Source organism: Stenotrophomonas sp. (assembly GCF_035634915.1).
Taxonomy (GTDB): domain Bacteria; phylum Pseudomonadota; class Gammaproteobacteria; order Xanthomonadales; family Xanthomonadaceae; genus Stenotrophomonas.
In genome coordinates, this window is the sequence record NZ_DASQCB010000002.1 from 325,134 (window position 1) to 341,843 (window position 16,710).

17 protein-coding genes are annotated in these 16,710 nt (G+C 68.1%); 8 read left to right on the top strand and 9 right to left on the bottom strand.

Annotated elements, in window-relative coordinates; all coding sequences use genetic code 11:
* The first annotated feature begins 110 nt into the window (after positions 1 to 110).
* The 4 genes from VER16_RS02710 to VER16_RS02725 all read left to right on the top strand — a co-directional run bounded on the left by VER16_RS02710 (position 111) and on the right by VER16_RS02725 (position 2,615).
* On the top strand, positions 111 to 530 hold the full coding sequence (locus VER16_RS02710; RefSeq protein ID WP_324805335.1) for a hypothetical protein: 420 nt from the start codon (positions 111 to 113) through the stop codon (positions 528 to 530).
* Positions 527 to 1,330, top strand: coding sequence for an SGNH/GDSL hydrolase family protein (locus VER16_RS02715; RefSeq protein WP_414716006.1), 804 nt, complete (start codon positions 527 to 529; stop codon positions 1,328 to 1,330). The genes VER16_RS02710 and VER16_RS02715 overlap by 4 nt, the downstream gene beginning before the upstream one ends.
* 16 nt (positions 1,331 to 1,346) lie before the next feature.
* Positions 1,347 to 1,814 carry a hypothetical protein gene (locus tag VER16_RS02720; RefSeq protein WP_324805336.1) on the top strand — a complete coding sequence of 156 codons (468 nt, stop codon included), beginning with the start codon at positions 1,347 to 1,349 and terminating at the stop codon, positions 1,812 to 1,814.
* An 81-nt stretch (positions 1,815 to 1,895) separates the two neighbouring features.
* Positions 1,896 to 2,615 (top strand): hypothetical protein, encoded by a 720-nt coding sequence (locus VER16_RS02725; protein ID WP_324805337.1) that lies wholly within the window; start codon positions 1,896 to 1,898, stop codon positions 2,613 to 2,615.
* Positions 2,616 to 2,618: 3 nt separating this feature from the next.
* Here the strand turns inward: VER16_RS02725 and VER16_RS02730 are convergent, their stop codons facing one another.
* Positions 2,619 to 3,164: a thioesterase family protein gene (locus VER16_RS02730; protein WP_324805338.1), complete on the bottom strand. Its 546-nt coding sequence runs from the start codon at positions 3,162 to 3,164 to the stop codon at positions 2,619 to 2,621.
* 69 nt (positions 3,165 to 3,233) lie between these two features.
* Between VER16_RS02730 and VER16_RS02735 the strand changes: the two genes are divergently transcribed.
* A complete protein-coding gene (locus VER16_RS02735) occupies positions 3,234 to 3,815 on the top strand; it encodes a TetR/AcrR family transcriptional regulator (protein ID WP_324805339.1) in 582 nt (193 codons plus the stop codon).
* Between the two features lie 78 nt (positions 3,816 to 3,893).
* Positions 3,894 to 4,670 (top strand): hypothetical protein, encoded by a 777-nt coding sequence (locus VER16_RS02740; protein WP_324805340.1) that lies wholly within the window; start codon positions 3,894 to 3,896, stop codon positions 4,668 to 4,670.
* A 39-nt stretch (positions 4,671 to 4,709) separates the two neighbouring features.
* On the opposite strand, the gene VER16_RS02745 is transcribed toward VER16_RS02740, so the two are convergent.
* From VER16_RS02745 to hutI, 5 genes are all read right to left on the bottom strand, one after another.
* On the bottom strand, positions 4,710 to 6,818 hold the full coding sequence (locus VER16_RS02745) for a TonB-dependent receptor family protein (RefSeq protein ID WP_324805341.1): 2,109 nt from the start codon (positions 6,816 to 6,818) through the stop codon (positions 4,710 to 4,712).
* A 191-nt stretch (positions 6,819 to 7,009) separates the two neighbouring features.
* On the bottom strand, positions 7,010 to 8,677 hold the full coding sequence (gene hutU, locus VER16_RS02750) for a urocanate hydratase (RefSeq protein WP_324805342.1): 1,668 nt from the start codon (positions 8,675 to 8,677) through the stop codon (positions 7,010 to 7,012).
* A complete protein-coding gene (gene hutG, locus VER16_RS02755) occupies positions 8,674 to 9,531 on the bottom strand; it encodes an N-formylglutamate deformylase (RefSeq protein WP_324805343.1) in 858 nt (285 codons plus the stop codon). Before hutG ends, hutU begins: the two co-directional genes overlap by 4 nt.
* Entirely contained in the window at positions 9,528 to 11,069 is a 1,542-nt protein-coding gene (gene hutH / locus VER16_RS02760; protein WP_324805344.1) for a histidine ammonia-lyase, read from the bottom strand. Before hutH ends, hutG begins: the two co-directional genes overlap by 4 nt.
* Positions 11,066 to 12,289 (bottom strand): imidazolonepropionase, encoded by a 1,224-nt coding sequence (gene hutI / locus VER16_RS02765; protein ID WP_324805345.1) that lies wholly within the window; start codon positions 12,287 to 12,289, stop codon positions 11,066 to 11,068. Before hutI ends, hutH begins: the two co-directional genes overlap by 4 nt.
* A 67-nt stretch (positions 12,290 to 12,356) precedes the next feature.
* Between hutI and VER16_RS02770 the strand changes: the two genes are divergently transcribed.
* Entirely contained in the window at positions 12,357 to 13,727 is a 1,371-nt protein-coding gene (locus VER16_RS02770; RefSeq protein ID WP_324805346.1) for a formimidoylglutamate deiminase, read from the top strand.
* A gap of 43 nt (positions 13,728 to 13,770) precedes the next feature.
* On the top strand, positions 13,771 to 14,499 hold the full coding sequence (gene hutC, locus VER16_RS02775) for a histidine utilization repressor (protein ID WP_324805347.1): 729 nt from the start codon (positions 13,771 to 13,773) through the stop codon (positions 14,497 to 14,499).
* 95 nt (positions 14,500 to 14,594) lie between these two features.
* Here hutC and VER16_RS02780 read toward each other — a convergent pair whose 3' ends face one another.
* The 3 genes from VER16_RS02780 to VER16_RS02790 all read right to left on the bottom strand — a co-directional run bounded on the left by VER16_RS02780 (position 14,595) and on the right by VER16_RS02790 (position 16,702).
* Positions 14,595 to 15,629: a restriction endonuclease gene (locus VER16_RS02780; protein WP_324805348.1), complete on the bottom strand. Its 1,035-nt coding sequence runs from the start codon at positions 15,627 to 15,629 to the stop codon at positions 14,595 to 14,597.
* A 237-nt stretch (positions 15,630 to 15,866) separates the two neighbouring features.
* Positions 15,867 to 16,346 carry a phasin family protein gene (locus VER16_RS02785; protein ID WP_324805349.1) on the bottom strand — a complete coding sequence of 160 codons (480 nt, stop codon included), beginning with the start codon at positions 16,344 to 16,346 and terminating at the stop codon, positions 15,867 to 15,869.
* Between the two features lie 80 nt (positions 16,347 to 16,426).
* Positions 16,427 to 16,702 (bottom strand): polyhydroxyalkanoic acid system family protein, encoded by a 276-nt coding sequence (locus tag VER16_RS02790; RefSeq protein ID WP_079222346.1) that lies wholly within the window; start codon positions 16,700 to 16,702, stop codon positions 16,427 to 16,429.
* Between the last annotated feature and the right edge of the window lie 8 nt (positions 16,703 to 16,710).

Genomic DNA, 16,710 nt, shown 5'->3' on the forward strand with positions numbered 1-16,710 from the left:
AACACCCGGCCGGGCGCCACCCGGCCCAGTAGATCCACGCCATGCGTGGATGAATGCCCCCCGGCCCGTGCTAGCCTGACCATGCGACAGACAAGCGGCAGGAGGTCCCCATGGAAATTCCACAGGACGTGTACGAGCACGTACTGGGCGTGGCGGTCGAAATGGCCAATGCCAGCACCCACGGCGATACCCGCAGCCAGTGGCGGCTGCACGACGAACTGCGGCAGTACTGCGATGCGATGGCGGTGGAAGGCCGCGACCATCCTTTCCTCTGGGAAACCCTGGGTGACTTCACCAGCGACAGCGGCGTAGCGATCGGCTATTACCAGCGCGCGTTGACCCAGGCACGCCGGCTGGGCGTCATCGAAGGTGAGGCATCGATCTGCCTGGAACTGGCGCGGCGTCACATCGACCAGGGTGAGAACGAGCGCGGCTATGAATTCGCGCTGCGCGCCGACGAAGCCGCGCGGCAGACCGACGATCTTGATCTGCGGCGCGAGATCAGCCAGTTCCTGCTGGAAAACTCATGACCCACCTTCGACGTTCGCGTTACTGCGCCACTGCCGTGGCCCTGCTGATGGCCATGGCCTGCGCGCAGGCGCAGCCGCCTGTGGCGGTCAACCCGCTGCTGCTGAAGCCGGTGGACCAGCTCACCCCGGACGAGGTGCGCGGCATGCAGCAGCGCCTGTCCGACTGGCCCAACCTGGCCCGTTACCGCGAGGCCAACGCGCGCGTACCAGCCAAGCAGGCCGGTGTGCCGCGCGTGCTGTTCTACGGCGATTCCATTACCCAGCTGTGGGGCGAGAAGGACCCGTCCACGTTCTTCCCCGGCAAGGGCTACCTCAACCGCGGCATCAGCGGGCAGACCACGGCGCAGATGCTGCTGCGTTTCCGCCAGGATGTCATTGCGCTGCAGCCGGACGTGGTGCTCATCCTCGCCGGCACGAATGATATTGCCGGCAATACCGGTCCCAGCACGCAGGCGATGATCGAAGACAACCTGCACAGCATGGTCGAGCTGGCCCGCGCCAACGGCATCCGCGTGGTACTGGCCTCGGTGCTGCCGGTCAGCGAGTATCGCTGGATGCCCGGTATCGAACCTGCGCCCAAGGTGCGCGCGCTGAACGCCGCACTCAAGCAGTACGCCGATGCGCAGGGGCTGGTGTACCTGGATTACTACGCGGCCATGGCCAATGCAGCCGGTGGACTGGACCCCGCCCTGGCTGCCGATGGCGTGCATCCCACCGCGAAAGGCTATGCGCTGATGTCGCCGCTGGCCGAACAGGCGATTGCGAAGGCGTTGCAGGACGCGCCGGCGGCCACGCACTGACTGCATCCGGGACGACATGGCGGCCGTTTCCAACAAGGTGGTCGAGACCGTGGCGCGCGCTGTCTTCAAGCGCAACCCGGTGCTGGTCACTGAACTCTATCCACGTGCCGGCGTGCCGCCACGCCGCTACGTGTCCGCCGAGGCGCTTTGCGAGCACGCCAGGGCACTGCAGTGGGAGTCCGGCGGCCTGCTGCTGGTGGGTGTGCAGTACGCGGACATGGGCGGTGCCGTGCGTGTGCGTCCCTTCGACACCGGGCGTAGTGAATCGGCGCGCGTCATGGTGTCCGGCTGGGGACTGATTTCGATCCTGTTGCCGATGGCCATCGATGCGAACTGCAGCGCGAAGGTCCAGGCCCTCACCGAGCGCGCTGCGCTGGCCCGCGAGCGCGGCGCGCTGGATGTTCCGCCGGTGTGCGACTGGAACTGGAAGGCGGTGGAAACCCACAAGCGCCGCTTGCAGGGTGTACTGAAGAAGGCGCTCTAGTCCCCCTTCCCCGAAACCGATGCGCTACAGTGCGCCCGAAGCGGCCGCACGCGCTGGCCGCCAGGGATGCGAGGGCAGGGAATGCACAAGGAAAAGGCTGGACGCGCGCGTCGTTGGGGCGCAGCGATGGCGGCACTGCTGTTTGCCGGTGTGGCGGGCAGTGCGACCCCGGTTGCCTCACCGGTCACCGGCGAGGCTGTAGCGGGCGCTTCATTGAGCGAGTGGACCGCGCGCTGGTGGCGTTGGGCCGATGCGCAGCGGGTGCCACCGTACCTCGACCCCGATGGCCGGCTGTGCGAGCTGGGTCAGGAGGGACCGTTCTGGTATCTGGCCGGCACCAACGGGCGCTTCGCGCCGAACCGCGAATGCGATGTACCCGAAGGCAAGTACCTGCTGCTGCCGATCATCAACATGGCCTATTACCAGCTTGACCCGGATCTGCCCTGTGCGCAGATGCAGGCTGGTGCGGCAGTCAACAATGAGCATCTGCTCAGCGCGGTGGTCGTGCTGGATGGTCAGCTGCTGGGCGACATGCGCGTGCACCGGGTAAAGAGCCCGGGCTGCTTCCGCATGGACCCCGACGACGATACCTCGCGTCTGGCCGCCGCCGATGGCTACTGGCTGATGATCAAGCCACTGTCGCGCGGGCGGCACACGATCAGGGTGGGGGCGAACTACGGCGCGCCGGGCGACGAGGCATACGGGCACATGCAGCAGAGCTTCGAGTATGTGCTGCACGTGGGCACGCGCACGCAGGTGACGCAGGCAGGTCCGTTGCCGGGTGCAGTTGCTGCGCGCTGAAGATCAGTCGTCGTCGCGCTTCAGTGCCGCATCGGCCGCCAGCAGCGCTTCGGCGGCGGCACTCAGCGGTGGCGAGGGCGGCGTGCTGCAGCCGATGGCCGCCATCATGCGATCCATGCCAACGAAACTGCGCGCGCGGCGGTCGTAGATGCCGGTGACCAGCATGGCGCGCGTGGCCACTTTCTGTTCAGGCCCGACCAGTACGCGTTGTTCCATGATGACCCGTGTACCGACCCAGCCGGCCAGCCGCGTTTCCAGCGTGAACGTCTGGAAGGGTTTCAGTTCGCGGCGGAACTGGATGGTGCCGGCGCCGACGATGGGTGCCCACTTCTCGCGCAGTGCCACCTTGCCCAGGCCCATGCGCAGGATCAGGTCCAGCCGGCCCAGGTCGAAGATGTTCCAGTAGCGGCCATTGGTCATGTGCAGGTTGCTGTCCAGATCGTTGGGCAGCACCCGGAACGGCAGGCGCGATACCCCGAAGGGGGCGTCCAGCGTTGGCCGGAACAGGCTGCACAGCAGCAGGTGCAACAGGCGGAACCAGAGATTCATGACTATGACGACTGTTATAGGACGGTCGATACGCTAATCTATGACGACTGTCCTAGCAAGGAGAGCGGCATGAGTCCGCGATCGTCCGATGCCCCACAGCGTGTGATCGATGCTGCTGCGCAGATGCTGGCGCGCGTCGGCCTCAACGCCACCAGCATCCGCGAGGTGACCAAGCTGGCCGAAGCGCCACTGGGCTCGACCTACCACCACTTCCCCGGCGGCAAGCAGGAGCTGCTGGCCCGCGCCACCCACATGGCCGGCGACAAGGTCGAGGCCCTGCTGGTGGAGCTGCTGCAGGGCGGGGCGGTGCAGGGCCTGCAGCAGTTCCTGGCGATGTGGCGCGGGCGGCTGCTGCGCACGCAGTACCGTGCCGGCTGCCCGGTGCTGGCCGCGGCAGTGGAAGAACCGGTGGACGCCGTGGCGAGCCAGCCACGGGCGGCGGCGGCCGACGTGTTCGCACGCTGGCAGGGCCATCTGGCCCAGGCCTTCGTGGCCGACGGCCACGCGCCGGAACAGGCCGCCGGGCTGGCCAGCCTGGTCATTGCCAGCGTGGAAGGCGCCGTGGCCATGAGCCGCGCGCTGCAGGACATCGCCCCGTTTGACCAGGTGGCTGCGCAGCTGCTGAAGGCGGTCGCGCCGCCAGCAGGCTAGAATCGACCGGACGCACCCGCGCGTGCCCGGCAAGGATGTCCGCATGCAGCACCCGTATCTGTCCGGCCAAGTGCCGGCATGAAGCAGACCAGGCATTTCAACCGCACGCCGCTGAAGCTGCCGATGACCCGCAGCAGCGAGGTCGCGCGTGCGCGCCGCCATCTGCAGCACCACGGCTGGCCGCGCCTGCAGATGGTGCTGATCGTGCTGCTGACCGGGGGCGCCGGCTTCCTCGCATCACATGCGCTGCGCCTGGCCGGGCTGGACAGCATGCTGCTGCGTTACCCGCTGGCGGTGCTGCTGGCCTATGCCGTGTTCCTGCTGCTGATGTGGATCTGGATCCGCTGGCGCTGGGACAGCGTGGCCGATGCGGCGGACGCGGCTGCCAGCAACGGTGGCGGCGGCGGTGTTCCGCGCGGGGGGCCTGCATGGGGCGGCAAAGGTGGCCATTCCGGTGGCGGCGGGGCGTCGGCGTCCTGGGGCGAGGCGTCTGCAGCGTCGGCGATGGACAGCGACGGTGGCTCACTGCTGGACGCCGCCGATGGCGACGCCGGTCTACCGCTGCTGGCCGTGGCCGGCATCCTTGCGCTTGTGGCAGGCGTGCTGCTGGCCAGCGCCTGGGTGGTGTGGTCGGCGCCAGTGTTGATGGCCGAACTGCTGGTGGACGCCGCGATTGTTGGCGGCCTGTACCGGCGCATGCAGGGCATGGGTGCACAGGGCTGGTGGCGGCTGTGCCTGTCACACACGCTCTGGCCGTTGCTGGGCCTGCTGGTGTTCTTCGCGTTGCTGGGTGGGTTCGCGCAGCAACTGGCACCCGGTGCGGTCAGCCTCATGCAGGTGGTGCAGGGGTTGTAAGGCCCTGCGTGCGCCTGCATGGGGGCTGTTGATCGCCGCTCACTCAAAGCGCCAGCGCACCCCTGCATACACGCCGCGGCCTTCGCCCGGCGTCGAGCGGGCGACATCCTTGCCCGCATCGTTGTAGCCCGGCGTGACGGTGGCCGCGTAGTGGCGGTCGCCGATGTTGCGCATCTCCGCCCACGCCTGCCAGCGGCCGCCCGGCGCGTCGTAACCGATGCGGCTGCCGAAGATCACGTGGCTGTCGGCCCAGAAGGTGTTGGCATAGTCCACCGCGATGCGCGAGGCGTACTCGGTGTTCAGCGCGGCGTACAGGCCCGAGGCATGGTCGAAGCGCAGTTCGGCCTGGTAGCTGTGCTGCGGCAGGCCGGGCAGGCGGTTGCTGCCGAAGCGCGCGTCGTGGCGGTAGCGGAAATCACTGAAGGTATAGGCCTGGCGCAGCGACAGGCGCCCCGGCACCCCCTGCCACAGCGTGCTGTCCAGCCAGGCCTCGATGCCACGATGTACCGTGGGGCTGGCGTTGTTTTCGGCCACGAACAGGTTCGGCACCGGCTGCAGTTCAACGCTCAGCAGTTCGTGGTTCACGTGCGCGTAGTAGCCGGTCAGTTCCCAGCGGCCCAGCGCGGCCTCTCCACGTGCGCCCAGTTCCAGCGTGGTGGCGGTCTGGTCCTGCATCGGCACCGGCGTGCTCTGGCGGCCGGTCGACGGGCCGTTGCCGGCGCCGAAGAACTGGTTCGAACCCCAGATCATCGACCACGGATGCGGTGCTTCCACCGAGCGGCTGAGGTTGCCGAACCACTGCGTCTGCGCACTGTGCTGCCAGGTGAAGCCCAGGCGCGGCGCGTAATCCCAGTCGTGGTCGCGCAGGCGACCACCGCTGCTGGGCCAGGTGACCTGCACATCGCTGCGGGTGTTGATCAGGGCCAGGCCCGTCTGCACGCGCAGGCGATCGTTCAGCGCAAGGTTGTTGCCGATGTGCAGCGTGCTCTGCGTACCCAGATGCTGGAAGTCGCGCGTGCGGGTGCCTGCGGCATAACCGTTGCTGGCAAAGCGCAGCGATTCGCGCACATTGGCATCCAGATCGTGGGTCACGCGCAGGCCGACCGTGGTTTCGCTGTCCAGGCCGAACAGCGGGTGGCGACGGCGGTAGTCCAGCGTCGCGTTGAGGTCGGCGTAGTCCAGCTGCTGGCGGTACAGGCTCTCGCCCAGGTCCATCGGGTACTTGTGGTAGACCAGCCCGGCCTGCAGCGAGGAATCCTCGTCGATCTGCAGCGTGGTCATGTTGCCGATCCAGGTGCTGCCCGGCTGCGGGCGGCGCGCATCGATGGCCAGGTTGGCCGGGTTGGCCGCACGTGGGTCGTTGCGGATCTGATCGCGGGTCAGGCGTCCGGGCGTTTCGTGATTGGTCTCGCGGTAGCGGACGAAGAAGCGCGTCTGCAGGTCCGGGTTGATCTGCCAGCCGATGTTGGCCATCGCGCCCTTGCCGTCGCCGCGCGCGTGGCGCTGGTAGCCGTCGAATTCGCTGTCGGTGTAGGCCAGGAAGTAATCAACATCACCACTGACGCCACCCCAGCTGATCCCGCGCTTCTGGTAGCCGCGGCTGCCGGCTTCGTAGTGCAGCTGCACGCCGGCCGAATCACGGCCACTGCGGCTGACATAGTCGATGGCACCGCCCAGCGCCAGCGCGCCGCGCTCGAAACCGTTGGCGCCGCGCAACACCTCCACCCGCGACAGCCACAGCGGTTCCAGCAGTTCGTAGGGCGTGCCGCCCGCGCCGGTCAGCGGCAGGCCATCAAGGGAAACAGCGATGCCCGACGCATGGGCGCCCGGCCCACGGTTGATGCCCGAGCCGCGGATCGACACCTTGGTGCCCTCGTTGCCCGGCGACTGCGCGCTGATGCCGGGCTGGTAGGCCAGCACGTCGGCGCTGCTGGACAAACGGCTGTCGGCCTTGGCCACGTCAATGACATTGCCGGCGCCGGGCACGCGCTTCAGCGCCTCGCGCGCCTGGGCGCTGGCATCGGCGGCAGTGACCTGCACCGCGTCCAGCGTGGTGGCCTGCGGGGCGGCGTGGGCGGTGGCGGCAAGGCCGAGCGAGACGGCCAGGAACAGCAGGGACGGGGTGGGGCGGTAAGACGAGAGCGACATGCGGACAGGCTGTAAACCACAAAAGTGGCGCGCAAGTTAACAGGTCCCGTGCCCCACGTCACCCATCGGAGGCGTATGGGGCATGCCCTGTAGAGTCGAGCCATGCTCGACTGCTTTTCTCACGGAGCCGAGCATCGGCTCGGCTCTACAAGAATCCGCGGTAGCGCCGGGCAGTGCCCGGCGACGCTCGATCAGCCCAGAATCCCCGGCAGATCCAGCCCCTTCTCCTTCGCGCATTCCACCGCGATCTCATACCCCGCATCGGCATGGCGCATCACGCCTGTCGCCGGGTCGTTCCACAGCACGCGGCCAATCCGCTTCGCCGCCGCCTCGGTACCATCGCACACGATCACCATGCCGGCGTGCTGCGAGAAGCCCATGCCCACGCCACCGCCGTGGTGCAGCGACACCCAGGTCGCGCCGCTGGCGGTGTTGAGCAGGGCGTTCAGCAGCGGCCAGTCGGACACCGCATCGGAACCATCGGCCATCGCTTCGGTTTCGCGGTTCGGCGAAGCCACGCTGCCGCTGTCCAGGTGGTCGCGGCCGATCACCACCGGTGCTTTCAGTTCACCGTTGGCCACCATTTCGTTGAAGGCCAGACCCAGTCGATCACGGTCGCCCAGCCCCACCCAGCAGATGCGCGCCGGCAGGCCCTGGAACTTGATCTTCTCGGCGGCCATGTCCAGCCAGCGGTGCAGGTGCGGGTTGTCCGGAATCAGCTCCTTCACCTTGGCATCGGTCCTGGCGATGTCTTCCGGATCGCCACTCAGCGCGGCCCAGCGGAACGGGCCGATGCCACGGCAGAACAGCGGGCGGATGTAGGCCGGCACGAAACCGGGGAAATCGAAGGCATCTTCCACGCCTTCTTCCAGCGCCATCTGCCGCAGGTTGTTGCCGTAATCCACGGTCGGCACGCCCAGCGCGTGGAAGCCGAGCATGGCGCGGATGTGGTTGGCCATCGATTCGCGCGCAGCCTTTTCCACGACCTTCGGTGCGGAAACGCGCTTCTGGTCCCATTCCTCCACCGTCCAGCCCTGCGGCAGGTAGCCGTTCACCGGGTCGTGCGCCGAGGTCTGGTCGGTGAGCAGATCCGGCTTGATGCCGCGTTCCAGCAGTTCGGCCAGCACGTCAGCCACGTTGCCCAGCAGGCCTACCGACTTCGGCGTGCCCGCCTTGCAGGCTTCATCGATCAGCCGCAGTGCTTCATCCAGGTTGTCGGTCCAGGTGTCCAGGTAACCGGTGCGCAGGCGCATGTCGATGCTGCTCTTGCGGCACTCGACAGCCAGGCACGATGCACCGGCCATCACCGCGGCCAGCGGCTGCGCGCCGCCCATGCCGCCCAGACCACCGGTGAACAGCCACTTGCCGGTGAGGTCGCCACTGAAATGCTGGCGGCCCATTTCCACGAAGGTTTCGTAGGTACCCTGCACGATGCCCTGCGCGCCGATGTAGATCCAGCTGCCTGCGGTCATCTGGCCGTACATGGCCAGGCCCTTCCTATCCAACTCGTTGAAGTGGTCCCAGTTGGCCCAGCGCGGCACCAGGTTGGAATTGGCGATCAGCACGCGCGGTGCATCGGCATGGGTGCGGAACACGCCCACCGGCTTGCCCGACTGCACCAGCAGGGTCTGGTCATCGTCCAGCCGCTTGAGCGTTTCGACGATGGCATCGAAGCTTTCCCAGTCGCGTGCGGCGCGGCCGATGCCGCCGTACACCACCAGTTCCTGCGGGCGCTCGGCCACGTCCGGGTGCAGGTTGTTCATCAGCATGCGCAGCGGCGCTTCGGTCAGCCAGCTCTTGGCGTTCAGCGTGGTGCCGGTGGGCGCGATGATGGTGCGGCTGGGGTCGTTGCGGGTCATGCGGCGCTCCGGTTCGTAGCGAATTCAAGGCAGGCATTGAGCACCTGCGCCAGGGTGTGGCGCAGCGGTGCGGCGTGTTCGGGGTCGAGCGGGGTGGGCCAGCTGTGTTCGTCCACCTGGTCGGGCAGCGGTTCGTGCATGTAGCCACGGCAGGCCAGTTCCATCTGCAGCGTGTGCACGCCGCCGGCAATGTCGCTGTAGTGGCGGGTGATCCAGCCGCCCTTGAAGCGGCCGTTGCGCACCTGGCTCATGCCGCTGATTTTCAGCAGGTTCTCCATCACATCGCTCAGCGCGTTGTCGCAGGAGGTATCCGGTGCACCCGATGGGCCGGCCGTGCCCAGGTTGAACTGCGGCAGCTCGCCGTCGAACAGGTGCGGAATATGCGATCGGATCGAATGCGCGTCATACACCACCACCGTGCCGTGGCGCGCGCGCAGGCGTGCGATCTGCGCAGCCAGCGCATCGTGGTACGGCGCGAAATACGTTTCGCGGCGGCGGGCGATCTCCGCTTCATCCGGTTCGCGCCCAGCGTGGTACAGCGGCTGGTTGTCGAAGGTGGTCAACGGGCACAGGCCGGTGGTGTTCTGGTCCGGATACAGCGACACGCCGCTGGGGTCGCGGTTGAGGTCGATCACCGAACGCGAAATGGCCGAGCGCACGGTGGTCGCGCCCATGCCGCGCACGAAGTCGTACAGCTCGTGCACCCACCAGTCGGCATCGCGGCGGGCAAGCCACGGCGAGTGGTAGTCGCCCATCAGCTCGTGCGGCAGCTCGCTGCCGGTGTGCGGGAAGCTGACGATCAACGGGGCGTCGCCCTCGTGCACCGTCAGCCATTCGGGGCGGGCGGCACTCATGCCTGCGGCTCCACGGTCGGCAGCAGTTCACCCAGGCCCTGTGCCAGCATGCCGCTGCGCACCAGGTTCGTGGCGATCACCATGTCCGGGTGGAAGTAGCGATCCTCTTCCAGCGTCGGCACCTGCGCGCGCAGGGTAGCGCGCACGGTTTCCAGAGCGGCGCTGGAGCGCAGCGGGGCGTGGAAATCGCAGCCCTGCGCCGCAGCCAGCAGCTCGATGCCGATCACGTTGGCCGCGTTCTCGGCCATCTGCATCAGGCGGCGCGCACCGTGCGCGGCCATCGACACGTGGTCTTCCTGGTTGGCCGAGGTCGGGATCGAATCGACGCTGGCCGGGTAGGCACGCTGCTTGTTTTCCGAAACCAGCGCCGCAGCGGTCACCTGCGGAATCATGAAGCCGGAATTCAGGCCCGGGCGCGGGGTCAGGAAGGCGGGCAGGCCGGACAGCGCCGGGTCCACCAGCATCGCCAGGCGGCGCTCGCTGATCGAACCGATCTCGCATACGGCCATCGCCAGCATGTCGGCGGCGAAGGCCACCGGCTCGGCGTGGAAGTTGCCGCCCGACAGTGCTTCGCCGGTATCGGTAAACACCAGCGGATTGTCGGAGACACCGTTGGCTTCGATTTCCAGCGTGGTCGCGGCCTGGCGCAGGATGTCCAGCGCCGCGCCCATCACCTGCGGCTGGCAGCGCAGGCAGTACGGATCCTGCACGCGCACATCGTTGTCGCGGTGCGATTCGCGGATGTCCGAGCCCTGCATCAGCGAACGCAGCGTGGCGGCGGTGGCGATCTGCCCGCGCTGGCCACGGATGGCATGGATGCGTGGGTCGAACGGGGTGTCCGAGCCCTTGGCCGCTTCCACCGACAGCGCGCCGGTCACCAGCGCGGCCTGGAACACGGTTTCGATCTCGAACAGGCCCGCCAGCGCATACGCCGTGGAGAACTGGGTGCCGTTGAGCAGGGCCAGGCCTTCCTTCGCGTCCAACTCCACCGCCTGCAGGCCAGCGCGTGCCAGGGCGTCCATCGCCGGCAGACGTTCCTCGCCGAGGAAGGCCTCGCCCACGCCCAGCATCACGCTGGCCAGGTGCGAAAGCGGGGCCAGATCACCCGACGCACCGACCGAGCCCTGTGCGGGCACCACCGGCAGCACGCCCTTCACCAGCATCGCTTCCAGCAGCAGCAGGGTTTCCTCGCGCACGCCCGAAGCGCCCTGCGCCAGGCTGACCAGCTTCAGCGCCATCATCAGCCGCACCACGCTGGCCGGCATCGGCTCGCCCACGCCGGCGGCATGCGAGAGCACGATGTTCCGCTGCAGGGTGGCCAGGTCTTCGCGCTCGATGCGCACGCTGGCCAGCTTGCCGAAGCCGGTGTTGATGCCATACACCGGCGCGCCCTTGGCGACGATGGCGGCCACCGCGGCGGCGCTGGCGCGCACAACCGGCAACGCGGCCGGGTCCAGTGCAAGCGGCGCACCGCGGTAGACCTGCCGCCACTGGGCGAGGGTGACATGGCCGGGGCGAAGAACCAGGGTGTTGCTCATGTGTTGCTCCAGGAAGCAGGCAGGTCGGGCTGCCCGCGCACCACGCGCGCGTGCAGCGGGTTGAATCCCATGCGATAGACCAGGTCGGCCGGCGCGTCGATGTCCCAGATCGCCAGGTCGCAGTCCATGCCCACGGCCAGGCGGCCGATGCGTTCGCCGCGGCCCAGCGCGCGCGCCGCTTCACGGGTGAAGCCGGCAATGCATTCGTCCACGGTCAGGCGGAACAGGGTGGCGCCCATGTTCATCGCCAGCAACGGGCTGGTCAGCGGCGAGGTGCCCGGGTTGCTGTCGGTGGCCAGCGCCATCGGCACGCCGGCCGCACGCAGCGCGGCGATCGGCGGCAGGGTGGTATCACGGGTGAAATAGAACGCGCCCGGCAGCAGCACGGCCACGGTGCCGGCGGCGGCCATGGCGGCGATGCCAGCTTCGTCGAGGTGTTCGATATGGTCGGCCGACAGCGCCCCGAAGCCGGCCGCCAGTTCGGCACCATGCTGGTTGCTCATCTGTTCGGCGTGGATCTTCACCGCCAGCCCGTTCGCACGCGCCGCTTCGAAAACCTGCCGCGCCTGCGCTGGGGAAAAGGCGATGTTCTCGCAGAACACGTCCACGGCCTCGGCCAGGCCTTCGGCAGCGATGGCCGGGATCATCACGTTGCACACCTCGTCGGTGTACTCCTGCGCCTCGCGCCCCGGCGGCACCGCGTGCGCGCCGAGGAAGGTCGGCACCACGTTCACCCGGCATTCCTCGCCGAGTGCGCGGGCCACCTGCAGCTGCTTTCGCTCGTCGTCCAGGGTCAGGCCGTAGCCGGATTTGATCTCGATCGTGGTGATGCCTTCGGCGCGCATCGCCAGCAGGCGCGGGCGGCTTTCGTTGGCCAGCTGTTCGGCCGAGGCGGTGCGGGTGGCGCGCACGGTTGAGACGATGCCGCCGCCGGCCCGGGCGATGTCGGCGTAGCTGACACCCTGCAGGCGCTGCTCGAATTCATTGGCGCGGTTGCCGGCGTAGACCAGGTGGGTGTGGCAGTCGACCAGGCCCGGCGAGATCCAGCGGCCTTCGCCATCGATGCGGGTGGTCGGCTGCAGGTGCGCATCGCTGCCAGCGGGGCCGACATGGACGATGCGGCCCCCGGCACAGGCCAGCACACCATCGGTGATGACACCCAGGCCCTCGCCATCGAGGGTCATCAGGTGGACGTTGGACCAGAGGGTATCGACGTGCATGGCATCCACAACGCGGCTGTGCTTATATGTCTATACAATATAGGCGTCCATTTCGGGTTGTCCAGCCATGTCCGATTCGCGTTCCCCGCACTGTTTCCATGCCGCCCACGCCCTGCTGGCCGAGGGTTGGGCGCGCGACGTGCGCCTGCAGGTGCAGGGCGGGCGCATCGCCTGCATTGAAACTGGGCAGGGTGCACAGGACGGTGACACCCGCGTTGGCCTGCTGCTGCCGGGCCTGCCCAACCTGCACAGCCACGCCTTCCAGCGCGGCATGGCCGGCCTGACCGAGATCGGTGGCGGCGACGGTGACAGTTTCTGGAGCTGGCGCGAGCTGATGTATCGCTTCCTGGCCCATCTGTGTCCGGACGCCGTGCAGGCCATCGCCGCCCAGGCCTACATGGAAATGCTGGAAAGCGGCTTCACCCGCGTCGGCGAGTTCCACTACCTGCACCACCAGGCCGATGGCCAGCCCTACGCCGACCCGGCCGAAACGAGTGCGCGCATCGCGGCGGCGGCCGAGCAGACCGGTATCGGCCTGACCCTGCTGCCGGTGTTCTATGCACACGCCGATTTTGGTGGCGCGCCGCCCAATCCCGCGCAGTGCCGGCTGATCCACGACGTGGACGGGTTCGCGCGGCTGCTGGAAGGAGCGAAGACCGCTCTGGCCACGCTGCCCGATGCTGTCCTGGGGATTGCGCCGCACAGCCTGCGCGCCGTCACCGGCAGGGAACTCAACGCCCTGCTGCCGCTGAACACCGGGCCGGTGCACATCCATATCGCCGAACAGGTGCGCGAGGTCGAGGCGTGCCTGGCCTGGAGCGGCCAGCGGCCGGTGCAGTGGCTGTATGACCACGCACCGGTGGACGCGCGCTGGTGCCTGGTACACGCCACCCACATCACCGATGACGAACGTGCGGCCATCGTCGGCAGCCGTGCGGTGGCGGGTCTGTGCCCGATCACCGAAGCGAATCTGGGTGACGGCCTGTTCCCGATGCAGGCGTTTGCGCGCGAAGGGGGACATTTTGGTATTGGTTCGGATTCCAATGTGCTGATCGACGCCGCCGAAGAGCTGCGCCTGCTGGAATACGGCCAGCGCCTGGCCCTGCGCGGGCGCAATGTGCTGGCCCCGGATGCGGGCCGCAGCAGTGGCCGGTTCCTGTTCGACGGTGCCCTGCGCGGCGGCGCGCAGGCGTTGGGTGTACCGGCCGGCCTGAAGCCGGGTGCCAGCGCCGATCTGCTGGAACTGGACCCCGCGCATCCTGCGCTGCAGGCCCGGCAGGGCGACGCGTGGCTTGACAGCTGGGTGTTCGCTGCACGTAATGGCGCGCTGCGTTCGGTCTGGCGCCATGGCCGCCAGGTCGTGGCCGAGGGTCGCCACCTGCAGCGCGAGGCCATCACCACCGCCTTCGCCGCTGCCCTGCGTGGCGTGCTGGGCTGACCGTCTCCCTGCTTTTCGAGACCCCATCGAGATCCCCACACCCGTGAAGGCCAGCAAGTCCGCCACGCTCAACCAGCGTATCCGCAGCGATCTGGAAAGCCGCATTCTCAGCGGAGAATGGGCGCCGGGTTTCCGCATCCCGTACGAACATGAGCTGATGGAGCAGTACGGCTGCTCGCGGATGACGGTGAACAAGGTGCTGACCGCGCTGGTCGAGAGCGGCATGATCGAGCGTCGCCGCCGCGCCGGTTCCTTCGTGGCCCGGCAACCCCCGCACCTGGAACAGGTGGCGCTGGAAATTCCCGATATCGCCATGGAAGTGGGCTCGCGCGGCCACCAGTACGCCTACCGGCTGCTGCAGCGCGACCTGCGCCTGGCCGACCCCGGCAATGCCGGGGAGATCGAACTGGCCGGCAGCGAGCCCCTGCTGGCGATGCGCTGCCTGCACCTGGCCGATGGCCGGCCGCTGGCGCTGGAACACCGGTTGATCAGCCCGGTGGGCGTGCCCGAGGTGCTGGCGGTCGACTTCAGCACGACCGCGCCGGGCAGCTGGCTGCTGCAGAATGTTTCCTGGACCCGCGCCCAGCACCGCATCAGCGCCTGGGGCGCGGATGCTGCCACGGCCGGGCTGCTGGAGGTGAAGCAGGGGACGGCCTGCCTGGTGATCGAGCGCCTGACCTGGCGCGGCGAGCAGCCCATCACCCGCGTGCGGCAGATGTTCCTGGGTGATGCCTGGGATCTGGTGGCGCGCTTCGCGCCGGGGGCGCGGTAAGGCGCACCGGTGGGTCACGCATCCACGCATGGCGTGGATCCCTCAACCTCGCAATGATGCCCAGTAGATCCACGCCATGCGTGGATGCTTCTCCATCAATACGTAGCGCACTGCCGCCAACGCACCGGCTCGTCCACGCCCGGGCGGGCGTTGAGCTGCACGCGGACATTGCGCAGGGCCGGGTAGCGCAGCACTTCCTGGCAGACCCGCGGCCACACCTCATCCAGTTCGCCGGTGCGGTTGATGGCCAGCGTCTGCCGGGTCTGCCACACGCCGCTGGCGATGCCGGGCTGGCGGGCCAGTGCGCGCGCCAGTTCGGCCTGGTAGCGGTCCAGCGTGGCCATATCCGGGTTGAGGTCGTTGCGGTCGGTGTCCGCCGGCGTCGCCGGCACGTCTGCAGCCACCGGGGGCGCCACGGGCGCGGTCTCGGCCGGCGGTTGCTGCGCCGGCTCGGCGGCCGGAGCCGTTTCTGCGGGAGCGGGGGCAGCGGTCGCCACCGGCGGGGTACTGTCGGTGGCCACTTCGCCCGATTCGATGTGCAGGCCCTGCAGTCCCAGCCCAACCAGCAAACCCAGGGTGATTGCACCCAGCGCGGAAATGGCGATGCGGCGCAGCGCTTCATGGCGCGCGGTCGCCCGCACGCGCGTTTCAATCTCGGCGGGCAGGTAGGGCTGCAGCAACGGCCACAGGCGCGGGCCATCCAGCACTTCCACCGCCTGCTTTTCGGCTGCGGCAAGGCCATCGCGCTCGACCCGGCCCTCGGTGATCAGCAGGCCGCCCTTGGCCCCGCCCAGCCGCGCGGTGGCGCCGAGTTCGTTCACAGCGGCGGTACCGATGCGGTAAGCCAGCCCATGCTTGCAGGAGACCAGCCAGGTATTGGGGCCATCACTGAGCAGGAAATCGCTGCTCGGTTCGCGGACCTCTTCGGTGGGGTCGGCCACTTCGCGCAGGCCGCGCTGCTCGCGCAGCATCCGTTTGATCAGCGTCGAAAATTCACGCCAATGCATGCCCGCCAGGGCCTGTAGCCCCAGTTGCATTTCCGTTCGCCGCCGCTTGATCCACCACAGATAGACGATTGCCAGGGTGCAGGTAAGCAGGGCCGACAGCAGGGCCAGAATCCAAGGGAGCATGCAGGAAGAGAACGGAAGGGGCGAAAACGGAGGCCAACAGTGTAAAGGCCACGCAGTCTGATTGCGTCAGGACCTTCCCCACATCAATCGTGATGCAGCGCGCAGATCGGTATGGCGCGGGCACGAAAAAACCCGCCAATCCTGAAGCCGTGAGGGGAGGGAACAAACGGCAGCCGAAGCGATTGGCGGGTTTCTCGCGATTGTCGGGCAAATTTTATTGCATTGCAACAATCGGGCTCAGGGGGCCTGATGGCTGCCGGGTGGCGGTGCATCGGTGCCCGAGGCGGCGCGGTTCTCCAGCTTGGCCAGCCGCGCGTGCAGCGCGTCCAGGCGTGCCTCCAGCGCGGCCAGCTCGTCGGCGGTGGGTACGTGCAGGCGCTTGAGCACGCCCTGCACCTGGTCATCGAAGGCCTTTTCCACCTTGTTCCAGGTGCCGGAGGCCTTTTCGCGGGCCTCGTCCAGCGAGGTCTCGACGTTGTCGCGCCAGCCCGGGCCCTGGTCGCCGCTGCGCTCGCGACGGCGCGCCTCCCAGGCCTCGCCTTCCTTCACCAGGCCGTCGAAGAAGCGGCTGCCTTCGGCCTGTGCGCGGCCCAAGGCACCCAGGCCGGCCAGCCACACCTGCTGCGCCGAATCACTGAACTTGCGCGAAAAGCGCTCTGCCTGTTCGCCGAACGAAGCGTCGTCGTCGCGGCGGTCGTCATTTTCGTACTGGTTCATCGCGCTTCCCGGGGGAGTTGGGCCTGCCCCGAGGGTAGCGCGCATGAACGTTGCTGGGCCGTGATGGCCGCAACCCGGGTTCAGCCCAGCTTTTCCTTCAGCACGCGCTGGATCTCGCTTTCCACCATGCCTTTCATGGCCGACAGCAGGAAGCCCAGCTTGGCGGTCACCCGCACCGCACCCGGCTGCAGTTCGATGGCACCGTCCACGCCGCTGCCGCTGAAGTTCAGCACGTCTGCGGCCCAGCTGGATTTCAGGCCGAAGCGTTCGCCCAGCTTGGCGGCAACCTGCTCGATCGCCTCGCGGGCCTGTGCATCGGGCAGGGCGTGGGCGTGGCGGACATCGATGGTGGACATGCAGGCTC